At 67.0% G+C, this 16,353-nt stretch carries 16 protein-coding genes; 6 read left to right on the plus strand and 10 right to left on the minus strand.

Annotation, left to right across the window (positions count from 1 at the left end):
- Positions 1-120: 120 nt before the first annotated feature.
- The 3 genes from ACX12L_RS16295 to guaB form a co-directional block, all read right to left on the minus strand.
- Positions 121-624, minus strand: a complete 504-nt coding sequence (locus ACX12L_RS16295; RefSeq protein ID WP_459263506.1) for an integrase arm-type DNA-binding domain-containing protein — start codon at positions 622-624, stop codon at positions 121-123.
- 212 nt (positions 625-836) lie between these two features.
- Positions 837-2,453 carry a glutamine-hydrolyzing GMP synthase gene (gene guaA / locus ACX12L_RS16300; protein ID WP_459263507.1) on the minus strand — a complete coding sequence of 539 codons (1,617 nt, stop codon included), beginning with the start codon at positions 2,451-2,453 and terminating at the stop codon, positions 837-839.
- 73 nt (positions 2,454-2,526) lie between these two features.
- Positions 2,527-4,002, minus strand: a complete 1,476-nt coding sequence (gene guaB / locus ACX12L_RS16305; RefSeq protein WP_459263508.1) for an IMP dehydrogenase — start codon at positions 4,000-4,002, stop codon at positions 2,527-2,529.
- A gap of 93 nt (positions 4,003-4,095) precedes the next feature.
- Here guaB and ACX12L_RS16310 point away from each other — a divergent pair, with 93 nt between their 5' ends.
- Positions 4,096-4,599: a DUF4124 domain-containing protein gene (locus tag ACX12L_RS16310; RefSeq protein WP_459263509.1), complete on the plus strand. Its 504-nt coding sequence runs from the start codon at positions 4,096-4,098 to the stop codon at positions 4,597-4,599.
- A gap of 64 nt (positions 4,600-4,663) precedes the next feature.
- On the opposite strand, the gene ACX12L_RS16315 is transcribed toward ACX12L_RS16310, so the two are convergent.
- Both ACX12L_RS16315 and ACX12L_RS16320 read right to left on the minus strand, forming a co-directional pair.
- Complete coding sequence (locus tag ACX12L_RS16315; protein WP_459263510.1) at positions 4,664-4,990, minus strand: RnfH family protein; 327 nt, start codon at positions 4,988-4,990, stop codon at positions 4,664-4,666.
- Between the two features lie 9 nt (positions 4,991-4,999).
- Complete coding sequence (locus ACX12L_RS16320; protein WP_459263511.1) at positions 5,000-5,440, minus strand: type II toxin-antitoxin system RatA family toxin; 441 nt, start codon at positions 5,438-5,440, stop codon at positions 5,000-5,002.
- Positions 5,441-5,586: 146 nt separating this feature from the next.
- Between ACX12L_RS16320 and smpB the strand changes: the two genes are divergently transcribed.
- From smpB to ACX12L_RS16340, 4 genes are all read left to right on the plus strand, one after another.
- Complete coding sequence (gene smpB, locus ACX12L_RS16325) at positions 5,587-6,060, plus strand: SsrA-binding protein SmpB (RefSeq protein ID WP_459263512.1); 474 nt, start codon at positions 5,587-5,589, stop codon at positions 6,058-6,060.
- Between the two features lie 100 nt (positions 6,061-6,160).
- Positions 6,161-6,526 (plus strand): COG4315 family predicted lipoprotein, encoded by a 366-nt coding sequence (locus ACX12L_RS16330; protein ID WP_459263513.1) that lies wholly within the window; start codon positions 6,161-6,163, stop codon positions 6,524-6,526.
- Between the two features lie 16 nt (positions 6,527-6,542).
- Positions 6,543-7,067: an RNA polymerase sigma factor gene (locus tag ACX12L_RS16335; RefSeq protein WP_459263514.1), complete on the plus strand. Its 525-nt coding sequence runs from the start codon at positions 6,543-6,545 to the stop codon at positions 7,065-7,067.
- 24 nt (positions 7,068-7,091) lie between these two features.
- Positions 7,092-7,931, plus strand: coding sequence for an anti-sigma factor family protein (locus tag ACX12L_RS16340; RefSeq protein ID WP_459263515.1), 840 nt, complete (start codon positions 7,092-7,094; stop codon positions 7,929-7,931).
- Here the strand turns inward: ACX12L_RS16340 and ACX12L_RS16345 are convergent.
- Complete coding sequence (locus ACX12L_RS16345) at positions 7,882-8,973, minus strand: enoyl-CoA hydratase/isomerase family protein (RefSeq protein ID WP_459263516.1); 1,092 nt, start codon at positions 8,971-8,973, stop codon at positions 7,882-7,884. The two genes, ACX12L_RS16340 and ACX12L_RS16345, sit on opposite strands and share 50 nt — an antisense overlap.
- Before the next feature lie 374 nt (positions 8,974-9,347).
- Between ACX12L_RS16345 and ACX12L_RS16350 the strand changes: the two genes are divergently transcribed.
- Positions 9,348-10,226, plus strand: coding sequence for a class I SAM-dependent methyltransferase (locus ACX12L_RS16350; RefSeq protein WP_459263517.1), 879 nt, complete (start codon positions 9,348-9,350; stop codon positions 10,224-10,226).
- A 70-nt stretch (positions 10,227-10,296) separates the two neighbouring features.
- On the opposite strand, the gene typA is transcribed toward ACX12L_RS16350, so the two are convergent.
- The 4 genes from typA to infB are packed head-to-tail and all read right to left on the minus strand — an operon-like array spanning position 10,297 to position 16,338.
- The gene (gene typA / locus ACX12L_RS16355) at positions 10,297-12,126 is read right to left on the minus strand and encodes a translational GTPase TypA (RefSeq protein WP_459263518.1); all 1,830 of its coding nucleotides are present in this window, start codon (positions 12,124-12,126) and stop codon (positions 10,297-10,299) included.
- A complete protein-coding gene (gene truB / locus ACX12L_RS16360; protein WP_459263519.1) occupies positions 12,123-13,130 on the minus strand; it encodes a tRNA pseudouridine(55) synthase TruB in 1,008 nt (335 codons plus the stop codon). Before truB ends, typA begins: the two co-directional genes overlap by 4 nt.
- Complete coding sequence (gene rbfA, locus ACX12L_RS16365; RefSeq protein WP_094436296.1) at positions 13,123-13,503, minus strand: 30S ribosome-binding factor RbfA; 381 nt, start codon at positions 13,501-13,503, stop codon at positions 13,123-13,125. The genes truB and rbfA overlap by 8 nt, the downstream gene beginning before the upstream one ends.
- Before the next feature lie 3 nt (positions 13,504-13,506).
- The gene (gene infB / locus ACX12L_RS16370) at positions 13,507-16,338 is read right to left on the minus strand and encodes a translation initiation factor IF-2 (protein WP_459263520.1); all 2,832 of its coding nucleotides are present in this window, start codon (positions 16,336-16,338) and stop codon (positions 13,507-13,509) included.
- Between the last annotated feature and the right edge of the window lie 15 nt (positions 16,339-16,353).

Consider the following 16,353-nt stretch of genomic DNA (forward strand, 5'->3'; position numbering starts at 1 on the left):
TGTTGCCACGTCTATCACTCCTGGTCTCCTGCTGCTCAACAAAGCAGCAGGTTAGGGTTAGTACGTGGGTCAGATTTAGATGGAAATCCTGGGGGTTAGTGGGTCACTTCTGCGTGGAAATCAACAGGCAGGATTGATTTCGTCCAGCTTGAGCTTGCCTAACGGTCCTTCCAGATACCGCTTGTAGACCGAGCGCCGCATTGCCAGCGTGGAGTCGGCCAAACGAGCACCGTTGTTGGGATCGGCCTTGTCTGCGAAGTATTTTTCTGCCCAGCGCCCGAATGTCAGGGAGTCTGCTGCTTCTTGGCGCTTTTCGACTTTGGTTCTGGAGGGTGACTCACCGCGTTCCACACACCGTCTGGCAACCGTGAGCAATGAACGGGCTTCGGCCAACGAGACCGTCATGCCGAAGTCGAGTTCAGCCGGGTCACGGGGATGCTTGGCACCCGCCGTGTCGTCGTATCGGCCAATCGTCAGTGTTTCTCGTCGGCCATTGAGGCGGTAGTCATAGCGAAACGACTTCGTGCCTGCGGTCGAGACGGTCACGTACATGCCGTCTCTGTCAGCGACTTTGAAAGTTTTTTCTTTTGGGCGCAGTTTGCGCAGTTCTGTGTCTGTGAGCATGGTGGCTTTCCTGGTAAAACTTTACCGTCAAGGCCCTTGTCGGTAAAGGAAAGCAGCGCCTCAGAGATTCACAGATTTACCGTCACAGCTACCGTCTAAAACTTTGGCTTTGGCTGCATCCCGCTGGGTGCCTTTGGATGCATAAGCTGTTGATTCTCAATGTAATTTTGTGAAATTCAAGACGCTGCTGAACGTCTTGAAATCACTGTACATTATTCCCACTCAATCGTCGCTGGCGGCTTGCTGCTCACGTCGTAGGTTACACGGTTGATACCACGTACCTCATTGATAATGCGGCCCGACACCTTCTTGAGCAGCGCATAGGGCAGTTCAGCCCAGTCGGCAGTCATGAAATCGCTGGTCTGCACTGCGCGCAGTGCCACCACGTAGTCGTAGGTGCGGCCGTCGCCCATCACGCCGACGCTCTTGACGGGCAGGAACACGGTGAAAGCCTGGCTGGTCAGGTCGTACCAGGTCTTGCCGGTGGCTTCATCGACGTGGTTGCGCAGTTCCTCGATGAAGATGGCGTCGGCGCGGCGCAGCAGGTCGGCGTATTCCTTCTTCACCTCGCCCAGGATGCGCACGCCCAGGCCCGGGCCGGGGAAAGGGTGGCGATACACCATCTCGCGCGGCAGGCCGAGCGCCACGCCGAGTTCGCGCACCTCGTCCTTGAACAGGTCGCGCAGGGGTTCGAGCAGCTTCAAGCCGAGTTGCTCGGGCAGGCCGCCCACGTTGTGGTGGCTCTTGATGGTGACGGCCTTTTTGCTCTTGGCGCCACCCGATTCGATCACGTCCGGGTAGATGGTGCCCTGGGCCAGGAAGGTCGCACCCTTGTGGCCACCTCCTGCCGCCTTGAGCTTGGCGGCCTCAGCCTTGAATACGTCCACGAACAGGCCGCCGATGATCTTGCGCTTTTGTTCGGGTTCGGAGACGCCCGCGAGCCTGGAGAGGAACAGCTCACTCGCATCCACGCGAATCACCTTCGCATGCAGCTTGCCCTCGAACATGTCCATGACCATGTCGCCCTCGTTGAGGCGCAGCAGGCCATGGTCGACGAACACGCAAGTCAGCTGGTCGCCGATGGCGCGGTGGATCAGCGCGGCGGCCACGCTCGAATCGACGCCGCCCGACAGGCCCAGGATCACCTCCTCGTCCCCCACCTGGGCGCGGATGGCCTCGACGGCCTCGGCGATATGGTCCTTCATGACCCAATCGGGCCTGGCTGCGCAAATGCCGAGGACGAAGCGCTCCAGCAGAGCCCGGCCCTGCACCGTGTGCGTGACCTCTGGGTGGAACTGCACGGCGTAGAAGCGCCGAGCCTCGTCCGCCATGCCCGCGATGGGGCAGGACGGCGTGGATGCCATGAGCTTGAACCCCGGCGGCAGCCCGGTGACCTTGTCGCCATGGCTCATCCAGACCTTCAGCATGCCGTGGCCCTCGGGCGTGGCGAAGTCCTCGATGCCCTTGAGCAGCTCGGTATGGCCATGGGCGCGCACCTCGGCGTAGCCGAATTCGCGCGTGTGCGAGCCCTCGACCTTGCCGCCGAGCTGGTTGGCCATGGTCTGCATGCCGTAGCAGATACCGAGCACCGGGACGCCCAGCTCGAACACCGCCTGCGGCGCCTTGTCGTCCACCTCGTACACGCTGGCGTGGCTGCCCGAGAGAATCACGCCCTTGAGCCTGCCGTCTGCCGCAAAAGAGCGCACCCATTCGCTGCTGACATCGCACGGATGGACCTCGCAGTACACATGGGCCTCGCGTACGCGCCGCGCGATGAGCTGGGTGACCTGGGAGCCGAAGTCGAGGATGAGGATCTTGTCGTGTTGCATGGTGGAGCGACAGGGTCGGGAAAAGACAAAGGCCCGAACGCCTGCTTGGGTTCGGGCCTGGGACGCGCGGATTTTAGTCGGCGCGGTAGTTGGGGGCTTCCTTGGTGATCTGCACGTCGTGCACGTGCGATTCGCGGATGCCGGCGGCGGTGATCTCGACGAACTCGGCCTTGTCGTTCATCTCGGCGATGGTGGCGCAGCCGCAATAGCCCATGGCCGCGCGCACGCCGCCTGCCATCTGGAACACGATGGAGACCATCGAGCCCTTGTACGGCACGCGGCCTTCGATGCCCTCGGGCACCAGTTTGTCGGCGTTGGGGTTGCCGGTGGTCGCTTCCTGGAAGTAGCGGTCGGCGCTGCCCTGCTGCATGGCGCCGATGGAGCCCATGCCGCGGTAGCTCTTGTAGGAGCGGCCCTGGTAGAGGATGACTTCGCCCGGCGCTTCTTCCGTGCCCGCGAACATGCCGCCCATCATGATGCTGGACGCGCCCGCGGCGATGGCCTTGGCGATGTCGCCCGAGAAGCGGATGCCGCCGTCGGCGATCAGAGGCACGCCCGTGCCCTTGAGCGCCGTGGCCACGTTGTCGATGGCCATGATCTGCGGCACGCCCACGCCGGCCACGATGCGCGTGGTGCAGATGGAGCCCGGGCCGATGCCGACCTTGACCGCGTCCGCGCCCGCCTCCACCAGCGCCAGCGCCGCTGCGCCGGTGGCGATGTTGCCGCCGATCACGTCGACCTGTGGATAGTTCTGCTTGACCCAGCGCACGCGCTCGATCACGCCCTTGCTGTGGCCGTGCGCGGTATCCACCACGATGGCATCCACTCCGGCCTTGACCAGGGCGGCCACGCGCTCTTCCGTGCCCTCACCCACGCCCACGGCAGCGGCCACGCGCAGGCGGCCCTCGCTGTCGCGCGCGGCGTTGGGGAAGGTGGTCTGCTTGTTGATGTCCTTGACGGTGATCAGACCCTTGAGTTCGAAGCCATCGTTGACCACCAGCAGGCGTTCGAGCTTGTGCTTGTTCAGGAGCGCCTTGGCCTGCGCCGGGCTGGTGTGGTCTTTTTCGTTGACGGTGATGAGCTTTTCGCGCGGCGTCATGATCTGGCTGACCTTGACGTCGTAGCGTGTCTCGAAGCGCACGTCGCGGCTGGTGACGATGCCCACCACCTTGCCGCCGTCGCACACCGGAAAGCCCGAGATGCCCAGGTTCTCCGACAATTCGAGCACCTGCAGCACGGTATGTTCGGGCGTGATGACCACCGGGTCGTGCACCACGCCGGATTCGTGGCGCTTGACCTTGGCCACCTCGGCAGCCTGCTGCTCGGCCGTCATGTTCTTGTGCACCACGCCGATGCCGCCCTCCTGGGCAATGGCGATGGCCAGGCGCGCTTCCGTGACGGTGTCCATGGCGGCGGACACGAGAGGCAGGTTGAGCTGGATGTTGCGCGTGAAGCGCGTGGAAAGAGAGGTGTCCTTGGGCAGGACCTGGGAGTACGCCGGCACCAGCAACACATCGTCGAAGGTGAGCGCTTTTCCAAGAAGGCGCATGTGAAAGCTCCAAAAAATGGATTGTACTCGCCACGACACAGGCCATGCATACGCCCTGGCAGTCACCCCATGGCCCCGGCTACACTCGCACGCATGAAACCATACAAGCTTGTTCTGCTGGCGCTGGCCTGTGCCTGGACCACCGGGGCCTTTGCGCAATGGCAGTGGGTGGACAAGGATGGACGCAAGGTATTCAGCGACCGCCCTCCGCCGCAGGACGTTCCCGAGAAGAACATCCTCAAGCAGCCCCACGCTGGCGGCCTGCCCCGCCCGGCGGCCGCGCCCCAGGCCACGGCCAGCGCCGACGCCCCTTCCTCCGCGCAGGCCACGCCCGGCACGGGCAAGGACAAGCAGCTCGAAGAGAACAAGGCCAAGGCCGAGGCTGCCGAGGCCGCCAAGAAAAAGGCCGAGCAAGAGCGCCAGGCCAAGGTGCGCGCCGACAACTGCGCGCGCGCCAAGCTGGTCAAGGCCCAGCTGGCTCCAGGCCGCCTGGTGAGCCACACCAACGCCAACGGCGAGCGCAGCTTCATGGACGATGCGACGCGGGCGGCAGAGCTGAGCCGCGCGGATGCGGTGATCGCCTCCGACTGCCAGTAAGCCGTTTACTGCGACGACGGCCAGCCGCGCGCATCGCCGGCTGGCCGTTTTTTGTTGGCCCCTGTCAGTATCCGGCCTTGGAGCCGGAGCGATGCTTGGCGAACAAGCCCGCCGCGCGCGCACCCTGGCTCGCGAAGCGCTGGCGGCGCGCCAGCTTGGGGTCCACGGTCAGCGGGCGGCAGCACTCCACGCGGTCCCCGTCGCGCAGCCGCTCGTGCAACTCGACCGCCCTGCCCCATATGCCGCACGCCAGGCGGCCATGCTGTACGTCGATATTGCACGCCAGCACCGCATCCGCCACGCTGGCGCCGGCGGGCAGCCGCAGCTGCCATTCGCGCACTTCGGAGGCTTGCAGCGAGGCGGCCACCGTGACGCGCAGCATGTCGGCCATACCCATTCCTCAGCCGTAGACCTGCTCGGCCCGCTTGATGAAGGCGTCGACGAAGGTGGCGGCAATGCGGTCGAACACGGGCCCGACCAGGGTGGCCAGCGCCTTGCTGTCAAAGCCATAGTGCAACTGCAGCTCGACCTTGCAGGCACGCTGCGTGCCATCGCCCACGGGGTGGAAGCGCCAGTCGCCATCGAGCTTGGAGAACGGCCCCTCGACCAGCTCCATCTTCACGCGGCGGCCCTCTTCGTGGGTGTTGCGCGTCACGAAGGACTTGTGCAGCCCGCCAAGGGAGATGCCCACCTCCGCCTTCATTCCGTGCTCGCTGCGCTCCAGCACGGTGGCGTGGTCGCACCAGGGCAGAAACTGCGGGTACTTGGCCACGTCCGTCACGAGGGCGAACATTTCTTCGGGGCTGTACCAGATGAGAACGGACTTGTTGACGGTTTTCATGAAGACTGCGGGAACCGGGCTCGGGCCGTGCCGGCCGTCACCCCTCCAGGTAGGGATGCCGTGGATGCGCCCTAGAATCGTGGGGCGAGACGACAACAATTGTAGGGAGAGCTTGGATCTTCCGGTTTGCGCCGCATTTATTCACCATGGCCAAGAAACCCGAAACATCGTCACGCATCGCCGACAACAAAAAAGCGGCATACAACTACTTCTTCGAAGAGCGCCACGAGGCCGGCATGGTGCTGCACGGCTGGGAGGTCAAGGCGCTGCGCGAGGGCAAGGTGCAGCTCACCGACGGCTACGTGGTCATCAAGGATGGCGAGCTCTTCCTGATCGGCTGCCAGATCAACCCGCTGAAGACCGCGTCCACCCACGTCAGCCCCGACGCCACGCGCATCAAGAAGCTGCTGCTGCACAAGGACGAGATCCGCCGCCTTATTGGCAAGGTGGAACAGAAGGGCTACACCCTGGTGCCGCTGAACCTGCACTGGAAGGACGGCCGTGCCAAGTGCGACATCGCCCTGGCCAAGGGCAAGGCAGAGCACGACAAGCGCGACACCATCAAGGAACGCGAGGGCAAGCGCGAGGTGGAGCGCGCCATGAAGAGCCGCCACCGCTGAACATTTTTTTGCGCGGGCATGGAATAAATGCCCATCCGGCGGTGTTCATCCCTGCGTCAGGCCGCAATTTCGCCCGGCCGGCATCTCAACGGAGAACACCATGACCAAACTCGGTTCCTTGCTCGTCGCGCTGGCCCTGGCCGGCAGCTATTCCATGTCCCATGCGCAGGTGAGCGCCAAGGATGGCGTCCTCGTCGGGCCCAATGGCATGACGCTCTATGTCTTCGACAAGGACATGGCCGGCAGCGGCAAATCCGTCTGCAATGGCCCCTGCGCCACCAACTGGCCGCCCCTGGCCGCCACGGCGGCGCCCAGCGGGGATGGCTACAGCCTGATCCAGCGCGACGACGGCACCAAGCAGGTGGCCTACAAGGGCAAGCCGCTGTACTACTGGAGCAAGGACAGCAAGCCCGGGGACAAGACGGGCGACGGTGTGAACAACGTCTGGCACACCGCCACGCCATGAGCCCGGCAATGCGCCCATGAACCGCGCCCAGATCGTGGAACAGCTGCCCGGGCTGCGCCGCTATGCGCGCGCGCTCACCGGCGACGCCTGGGCGGCCGACGATCTGGTGCAGGACACGCTGGAGCGCGCCTGCCGCAAGTGGCTGCTGTGGCGCAGCGGCAGCGACCTGCGCGCCTGGCTGTTCACGCTGATGCACAACCTGTACCTGAACCAGCGCCGCGGCCTGTTGGCGGTGCAGGCGCTGGACGCGGAGAGCCTTGCCGCGCTGCCGGGCACGGACGGTGCGGCGAGCGACGTCGCCATCGACCTCGACCGCTGCCTGCAGCGCCTGCCCGCGGAGCAGCGCGCCGTGCTCCTGCTGGTGACGCTGGAGGACATGGCCTACGCCGACGTGGCGCGCGTGCTGGACATTCCCGTGGGCACCGTGATGTCGCGCCTGTCGCGCGCACGCAGCCGCATGCGCGAGCTGCTGGAACAGGCCCCGGCCCATGCGCCCGCCTTCCCGCGCGACCCGTCCACCCCTTTGCGCCGCATGAAATGAAGCGCCTCCGCGCCAAGACCTGCCATGAACGCCCCTCGCCCGCCCCTCCCCCCGAATGACGCTGAACTGCATGCCCTGGTGGACGGGCGCCTGCCGCCGGAGCATGCCGAGCGGCTGCGCGCCAGCCTCGGCGCCCGAACGCGCGAGGAGGCCGATGACTGGGAGCGGCAGCGCGTGTTGCTGCGGACATTGCACGCGGACTGGCTGGAGCGCCCCGTGCCCGACGCCCTTCGCCAAGCGGCCGACCAGCTGCAGGACACGCACGACGGGCGCAGCCGCTGGGCCCTCTGGGGCGGCATCGCCGCGAGCTGGGTGCTGGCCTTCGGCCTGGGCTGGGGCCTGCACGGGCCCTGGGGCGGCGGCGCCACGCTGGCGGCGGCCCCCTCGCCGCCCCTGCGGTTTGCGCAGCAGGCCGCCGTGGCCCATGCGGTCTACCAGCCGGAGCAGCGCCATCCCGTGGAAGTGACTGCGGCCCAGCAGGACCACCTGGTGCAGTGGCTGTCCAAGCGCCTGGCGCGCCCGCTCACGGTGCCGCACCTGCAGGCGCAAGGCTTCGACCTGGTGGGCGGCCGCCTATTGCCCGGGGGCAGCGGCGCACGCGCCCAGTTCATGTACCAGGATGCCGCGGGCACGCGCATCACCCTGTACCTGGGAGCGCTGGAGGATGCGCAGGCCGAGGCCTTCCATTTCTACAGCCAGGGGCCGGTGTCGGGCTTCTACTGGGTGGAGCGCGGCTTTGGCTATGCGCTCAGCGGCGAGCTGCCGCGGCCCGCGCTGCAGGCGCTGGCCACGGCCGTGTACCAGCAGCTGCAGCTCAGCGCAGCGCCGCCAGAGGGTGCGCGTGCGCCGGCCAGGGGCTCTTGAAGAAGGCCTGCACCAGCTCGGGGCTCACGTCCTCGATGCGTGCGGGGCGCCAGGCGGGGTTCTGGTCCTTGTCCACGGCCAGAGCGCGGATGCCTTCCAGGGTCTCGCTCTCGCCTGGGCGCAGGTAGAAGCAGTGGCGCACCATGTCGCGCTCCATGCGCAGGTCGTCGGCCAGGCCCATGGCGCGCGCGCGGCGGATCTGCTCCAGCACCACGTGCAGCATCAGCGGCGAACGCTTGCGCAACGTAGCGGCCGTGGCGCGTGCCCAATCGTCATCGGCACGCTCCAGCGCGGCCACGATGGCGGGCACGCCGTCCAGCGCGAAATATTGGTCAATTTGGGCTCTTGCGCTTATCTGGCAAGCGCCAGCAGCTACGAATTTTGAAGCAACCCACTGCTGCGCCGCCGCGCCGTCGGCAAACGCCTGCGTGCCCAGGCCCTCCCACACGGCCGCCTGCTGGTCGGCGGGCAGGAAGCCGTCCGCAAGACCGAAGGCGATCGCGTCGGCCGCGCCTATGGTGTCGCCCGTCAGGGCCAGCCACTCACCCACGCGGCCGGGGCAGCGCGAGAGGAAGTAGCCGCCGCCCACGTCCGGGAACAGGCCGATCGCCGTCTCGGGCATGGCCATCTTGGTACGCTCGGTCACAATGCGCAGGCTGCCGCCCTGGCTGATGCCCATGCCGCCGCCCATGACGATGCCATCCATGAAGGCGATGTAGGGCTTGCCGTAGTTGTGGATCAGGTGGTTGAGGGCGTATTCCTCGGTGAAGAAGTCTTCGAGCTGCGGATTGCCCACGCTGCCCGCGGCGTGCAGGAAGCGGATGTCGCCGCCCGCGCAGAAGGCGCCGAACGGCCCCTCGCGGCCGTTGCCGCGGACCGCCACGGCCAGCACCTTGTCATCGTGCTGCCAGGCCAGCAGCGCGGCCATCAGGTCGCGGACCATGCCCAGCGACAGGGCATTGAGCGCCTTCGGGCGGTTCAGCGTGATGCAGCCCACCTGGCCGCGCACCTCGGCCACGACTTCCGTTGCCATCTCCGTCATTGTTGTTCCTTCCATCCAAGCAGTTGCTGTGCCGCCACCCGGCGGCAAGCCGGGCCCGACACGTAAATCGCGCATATTAGCGGCTGCGGGCCCGCCCGCCGCGCAGCGCGGGGCATGGCGGCGCATTCTTGGGGGATTCGGGGCTGGCAGAAGACGGCCTGCGCCAGGACCCGGCAAAAAACAGAACCATCACATTTGTTTCTTGCGCTTTCAGCATCCCAGGTTTTGTACCGCGTTTGCCTGGCACGATCTCCCGTGCGGGTCCGGCTGCCTTGACGCAGCACAAAGACACACCCGCCAACGCTTGCCCCCCTCCTCTCGACCACGTAGATTGGAAGAGGTTGCCGCAACTCCCTAGCATTGAGGCACATACCATGCGATCTAGGTCAACCAGAAAGGCTCCGCCGCCCACCTCCCCGGCGCCTGCTTCGGCCGCAAAGCCGCGCGCCCTGCCCCTGCATGCCGTGCCCAGCACGCTGCTCATTCCCCTGGCAGCACGCGCCGCGGGAGACGCCTGCTTTCCCCACCTGGCCTGCGGCGACGCAGAGGCCGCACGCCAGCTGGGCCGCCTCGGCGTGGACGTCAGCACCTACCTGGCGGACCGCCCCACGGTCCTGAATATCCTGTGGCGCACCCGGCACATCCGGGCAGCGGGCCAGGCCTTCTTCGCCCGGCACCCGCATGCCTGGGGCATCAACCTGGGCTGCGGCCTTTCGCATTATTTCCAATGGCTGGACAACGGCCGCAACACCTGGGTCGACGCCGACCTGCCCGAGGTCATGGCGCTGCGCCGCGCGCTGGACCCGCCGCTGTCGCCCCGGCTGCGCCGCGCCATACTCGACATCACGCACCCCCAATGGTGGCAGGCCCTGCACCTGCCGCGGCGCGCGCTGGCCCAGCCGCTGTTCGTGGTGTGCGAAGGCGTTCTCATGTACCTGCAGCCCGCACAGGTGCGGCAGGTGCTGGCGCAGTTCGCCACCCATGCGCCCGCCGGCTCGCGCCTGTGGATCGACGTACTGCCCCAATGCACCGTGGGCCATGCCCGCTGGCACTCGAGCGTAGGCCGCACGGGGGCCGAGTTCCATTGGGGCATCCGCCACCCGGAGGAACTGTGCGCAAGCCACCCCCGCCTGCGCCTGCTGCAATTGCACAGCGTGACCGAATGCTATGGCTGGCTGGGCCGGGGGCTCGATGCGTTGTGGAATCCCTGGATCGGCATGCCGCTGTATGGCCTGGCGGAGCTTGCGGTGTAGGCAAGGCACCCGCATCAGCAAAAAAGGGAGCCTCGATGGCTCCCTTTTTTGCTGATGCGGCAGGCACCGGTCATGCACCCTCGCGGCTGGCGCGCTTGCGCTCGTGTTCCTTCAGGTGGCGCTTGCGCAGGCGGATGCTCTTGGGCGTGATCTCCACCAGCTCGTCGTCCTCGATGAACTCCACGCCATATTCGAGCGACAGCTCGATGGGCGGGGTGACCTTGATGGCGTCTTCCTTGCCGCTCACGCGGAAGTTGGTGAGCTGCTTGGTGCGCGTGGCGTTCACCACGAGGTCGTTGTCGCGGTTGTGCACGCCGACGATCATGCCCTCGTACACCGGATCGCCCGCGCGCACGAACATGCGGCCGCGGTCGTCGAGCTTGCCCAGGGCGTAGGTGAAGATCTCGCCATCGTCCATGCTGATCAGCACGCCGTTCTTGCGCCCGCCGATCTCGCCCTTGTGCGGCTCGTAGCTGTCGAAGATGTTGCTGATGAGGCCCGAGCCGCGCGTGAGGTTCAGGAACTCGTTGGTAAAGCCGATCAGCCCGCGCGCGGGAATGCGGTACTCCAGGCGCACGCGGCCGCGCCCGTCCGGCTCCATGTTCACGAGCTCGCCCTTGCGCTCGCCCAGCGCCTGCATCACGCCGCCCTGGTGGCCTTCCTCGATGTCGGCCGTCACCAGCTCGATGGGCTCGCAGCGCACGCCGTCGATGTCCTTGAACACCACGCGCGGCTTGGAGACGGCCAGCTCGTAGCCCTCGCGGCGCATCTCCTCCAGCAGGATGGTCAGGTGCAGCTCGCCGCGGCCCGAGACCTCGAAGATGCCGTCCTCGTCGGTTTCCTTCACGCGCAGCGCCACGTTGGAGCGCAGCTCCCTTTGCAGGCGGTCCCAGATCTGGCGGCTGGTGACGAACTTGCCCTCGCGCCCGGCCAGCGGGCTGGTGTTGACGCAGAAGTTCATGGTCAGCGTCGGCTCGTCAATCTTGAGCATGGGCAGGGGCGCGGGATTGGCGGGGTCGGTGATGGTCTCGCCGATGCCCACGTTCTCGATGCCGTTGATGAGCACGATCTCGCTCGGGCCGGCTTCGCTCACCTGCACGCGGTCCAGGCCCTGGAACTGGTGGATCTGGTTGATGCGGCCCTTGTAGCTGGCGCCATCGGGCCCGGCCATGACCAGCACGTCCTGGCCCGCCTTGAGCGTGCCCTGGGTGATGCGGCCCACGCCGATGCGGCCCACGAAGGTGGAGTAGTCCAGCGCCGAGACCTGCATCTGCACCGGCGCCGCCGGGTCGCCCTGGACCGAGGGCACGTGCTTGAGAATGGTGTTGAACAGGGCCGACATGTCGGGCCCCCACTGCTCGCCCGGCGCGCCCTGCTCCAGGGAGCTCCAGCCGTTGATGCCCGAGGCATAGACCACGGGGAAGTCGAGCTGCTCGTCGGTGGCGCCCAGCTTGTCGAACAGGTCGAACGCGGCGTTGACCACGTAGTCGGGGCGCGCGCCGGGCTTGTCCACCTTGTTCACGACGACGATGGGCTTGAGCCCCAGGGCCAGCGCCTTCTTGGTCACGAAGCGCGTCTGCGGCATGGGGCCTTCCTGCGCGTCGATGAGCAGCACCACGCCGTCCACCATGGACAGGGCGCGCTCCACCTCGCCACCGAAGTCCGCGTGGCCGGGCGTGTCGAGGATGTTGATGTGCGTGCCCTCCCAGGACACGGCGCAGTTCTTGGCCAGGATGGTGATGCCGCGCTCGCGTTCGATGGCGTTGCTGTCCATCACGGTGTCCACGACCTTCTCGTGGGCGGCAAAGGTGCCGGACTGGCGCAGCAGCTGGTCCACCATGGTGGTCTTGCCATGGTCGACGTGGGCAATGATGGCGATGTTGCGGATTTGTTTGCTCATAGCGTTGTTTCCAATGTGCCGCGTTCTTCTATGTGGGCGCGCGGCGCGCCTTGCAGAATCTGTTGGATCTCCAGGGGGCTCAGGAGCCGGTCGGGGACCAGCTCCCCCTGCAGCACGTGCCCCACGCCCAGCAGCGCGTGCGGGCGCTCGCCGTAGACGGCCACGGCGCCAGCATCGGGCCAGGGGCCGCGGCGGCGCATGCCCGAGAGGAAGCGCCCGGCATCCTGCTCCCCGAGGGTGACGACGGCATGGCCGGCCAGCAGCGTCTGCACCGGCTGCACCAGGCCCAGGCGCGCGCCCTCGTCGAGCGCCTCGATCTGCGCCAGCGTGACGCAGCGCTCCACGCCCAGGCCGCCGGTATCCAGGCGGCGCAGGAAGCCGAGGTGCGCGCCGCAGCCCAGGGCCCGGCCTATGTCTTCCCCCAGGGTGCGGATGTAAGTGCCCTTGCTGCAGGTCACTGTTATTTTGATAGCTGCCTGCGCTTGTCCATCAAGCGTCAGAGCCATATTCAATGCATGAATCGTGACATCGCGCGCGGGGCGCTCGACCTCGACCCCGGCACGGGCGTATTCGTACAGCGCCTTGCCGTCCTTCTTCAGGGCGCTGTGCATGGGCGGCACCTGGCGGATGGGGCCGGTGAACTGCCGCTGCACCTCGGCCAGGCGTCCGGGCGTGAGCTGTGCGGGATCGATGGCGCGCCGCTCCAGCACCTCGCCCTCGGCGTCGCCGGTGGTGGTGGTGGTGCCCAGCAGGGCGACGGCCTCGTAGGTCTTGGGCGCGTCGAGCTGCAGCGCGCTGAATTTGGTCGCCGCGCCGAAGCACAGCGGCAGCACGCCGGTCGCCAGCGGGTCCAGCGTGCCGGTGTGACCGGCCTTTTCGGCGCGCAGCAGCCACTTCACCTTTTGCAAGGCGTCGTTGCTGGAAAGGCCCAGGGGTTTGTCGAGCAGCAGCACTCCGTGCACCGGGCGCCGCTGCACCCGGACACGGGGAGCGCGCTCAGTCATTGGCGTCGTCGTCCTTGGAACGCGATGCCACGGCGCGCGCGATCAGCGCGTTCATGTCGGAGGCGCGCTCGGTGGTGCGGTCGAACACGAAGTGCAGCGTGGGCACGGTGTGGATGGACAGGCGCTTGAACAGGCCGTTGCGCAGGAATCCCGCGGCCTGGTTCAGCGCCTCCTGCGTGGCCTGGCCGTCGCCCACCAGCACGCTGAAGAACACCTTGGCGTGCGCATAGTCGGGCGTGACCTCCACGGCCTGCAGCGTGCACATTCCGATGCGCGGATCCTTGAGGTCGCGGATCAGCTCGGCCAGGTCGCGCTGGATCTGGTCCGCGACCTTGAAGCCGCGGTTGGGCGTGGAAGACTTCTTGGCGGCCATGGCTTACAGCGTCCGGGCGATTTCCTTGATCTCGAAGAGCTCGAGCTGGTCGCCTTCCTTGATGTCCGTGTAGTTGCGCAGCTTGATACCGCACTCGAAGCCTTCCTTGACTTCCTTGACATCGTCCTTCAGGCGGCGCACCGACTCCACTTCGCCCGTGTAGATGACCACGTTGTCGCGCAGCAGGCGGAACTTGCAGCCGCGCGTGACCTGGCCCGAGGTGATGTAGGAGCCGGCGATGGTGCCGATCTTGGTCGCCACGAACACGGTGCGGATCTCGGCCGTGCCGATGGGTTCTTCGCGCTGCTCGGGTGCCAGCATGCCCGACATCGCCGCCTTCAACTCATCGACGGCATCGTAGATGATGTTGTAGTAGTGCAGCTGCACGTCGTTGGCTTCCGCGGTCTTGCGGGCGCCCGCGTCGGCGCGCACGTTGAAGCCGATGACCACCGCCTTGGAGGCAATCGCCAGGTTCACGTCGCTCTCGCTGATGCCGCCCACGCCGGCGTACACGAGCTGGACCTTGATCTCGTCGGTGGAGAGCTTGAGCAGGGACGCGGCAAGCGCCTCCTGCGAGCCCTGCACGTCGGCCTTGATGATGATGGGCAGGTGCTGCACCTCGCCCGCCGTCATCTCGGAGAACACGCTCTCGAGCTTGGCCGCCTGCTGCTTGGCCAGCTTGGTGTTGCGGAACTTGCCGGCGCGGTAGGTGGCGATCTCGCGGGCACGGCGCTCGTCGGAGAGCACCATGAACTCGTCGCCGGCCTGCGGCACCTCGGACAGGCCCTGGATCTCCACGGGGATCGACGGGCCCGCGTCCTTGGTGATGCGGCCGTCCTCGTCGGTCATGGCGCGCACGCGGCCGAAGGTCTGGCCGGCGAGCACCACGTCGCCCACCTTGAGCGTGCCCGACTGCACCAGCACCGTGGCGACGGGGCCGCGGCCCTTGTCCAGCTGCGCCTCGATCACCAGGCCCTTGGCCATGGCGTCCACCGGGGCCTTGAGCTCCAGCACCTCGGCCTGCAGGAGCACCTGCTCCAGCAGTTCGTCGATGCCCATGCCGGTCTTGGACGACACGGCCACGAAGGGCGAATCGCCGCCGTATTCCTCGGGCACCACCTCTTCGGCCACCAGCTCCTGCTTGACCTTCTCCGGGTTGGCTTCGTGCTTGTCGGCCTTGGTGATGGCCACGACGATAGGCACCCCTGCCGCCTTGGCGTGCTTGATGGCCTCGCGCGTCTGCGGCATGACGCCGTCATCGGCCGCGCACACCAGGATCACGATATCGGTGGCCTGCGCGCCGCGGGCGCGCATGGCCGTGAAGGCCTCGTGGCCGGGCGTGTCGAGGAAGGTGATGATGCCGCGCGGCGTCTCGACGTGGTAGGCGCCGATGTGCTGCGTGATGCCGCCGGCCTCGCCCGGCGCCACCTTGGCGCGCCGGATGTAGTCCAGCAGCGAGGTCTTGCCGTGGTCCACGTGGCCCATGACGGTGACCACGGGCGCGCGCGGCAGGGCCTCGGCCTGCTGGCCGGAGACTTCCTCGGCCGTGAAGGCCTCGGGATCGTCCAGCGCCGCCACGACGGCCTTGTGGCCCATTTCCTCGACCACGATCATCGCCGTGTCCTGGTCCAGCGGCTGGTTGATGGTGACCATCTGGCCCATCTTCATGAGCGCCTTGATCACCTCGGACGCCTTGATGGCCATCTTGTGCGCCAGCTCGGCCACGGTGATGGTCTCGGGCACATGCACCTCGATGGCGCGGAACTCGGCCGCCGCCTGCTGCTGATGCGGCTCGTTGCGGTCATTGCCGCGGCGGCCGCGCGGCCCGGAACGCCAGTTGTTGCGGCCCACGCCGCCGCTGCTGTCGCCTCGGGTCTTGATTTCCTTCTTCTTGGTCGCATCGTTGGCCCAGCTCGACGAGAGCTTGGCGGACTTGACCTCCTTGCCGCTGCCGGGCGCCGCAGGCGCGCCCGCGCGCGCGCCGCCGCCCGCCGTGGCGGCCGGCTTGTGCAGCGTGCCCTTCTTGGCGTCCGCCCCGGCGGCCGTCTTCGCGGCAGCGGGCTTGGGTTCCTCGGGCTTCTTGGCCACGAGCACCTTCTTGGGGGCGGCCATCATCGCGCGGATCGCCTCGGCCTCGGCCAGGGCCTTGCGGCGGCGTTCGTCCAGGTCTGCGGCGCGCGCGGCCTCCTCGGCAGCACGGGCCTTGGATTCCGCCTCGGCCTTGGCGCGGGCGTCGGCCTGGGCCTTGGCGCGGGCCTCGGCCTCGGCTGCGGCCTCGCGCTGCGCTTCCTGCTTCTCTGCCGATTCCTGGGCCTTCTTCTCGGCCTGCTGGGCCGCGTAGGCGGCGGCACGCTCCTCGGCCTCGCGCTCGCGCTGCTCGCGCGCTTCGCGCTCGCGCCGCGCCGCGACCAGTTCTTCTTCCTGGCGGCTGATCAGCTCGGCCTGGCGGCGCGCCTCTTCCTCGCGGCGGACGAGCTCCAGGTCTTCGGCCGAACGGGACGGCGCCATGGGCTCGGATGCCGCGCCGGCGTCATCCTCGCGCTTGATGAACGTGCGCTTCTTGCGCACCTCCACCTGGATGGTGCGGGCCTTGCCCGTGGCATCGGCCTGCTTGATCTCGCTGGTGGATTTCTTGACCAGCGTGATCTTCTTGCGATCGCCACCAACGGTGCCATGGCTGGCCTGCAGGTAGGCCAGCAGCTTCTGCTTGTCGGCCTCGTTCAGCAAGTCGGTGGCCGCCGACTTGGCGACACCGGCAGACTTGAGTTGATCAAGCAGGGTTTCCGGCGATTTCTTGAGCTCTGCAGCGAACTCGGCGACAGTATTACTCGACATATTCGGTACGTACCT

The sequence above is a fragment of the Alicycliphilus sp. T452 genome, from assembly GCF_054512775.1.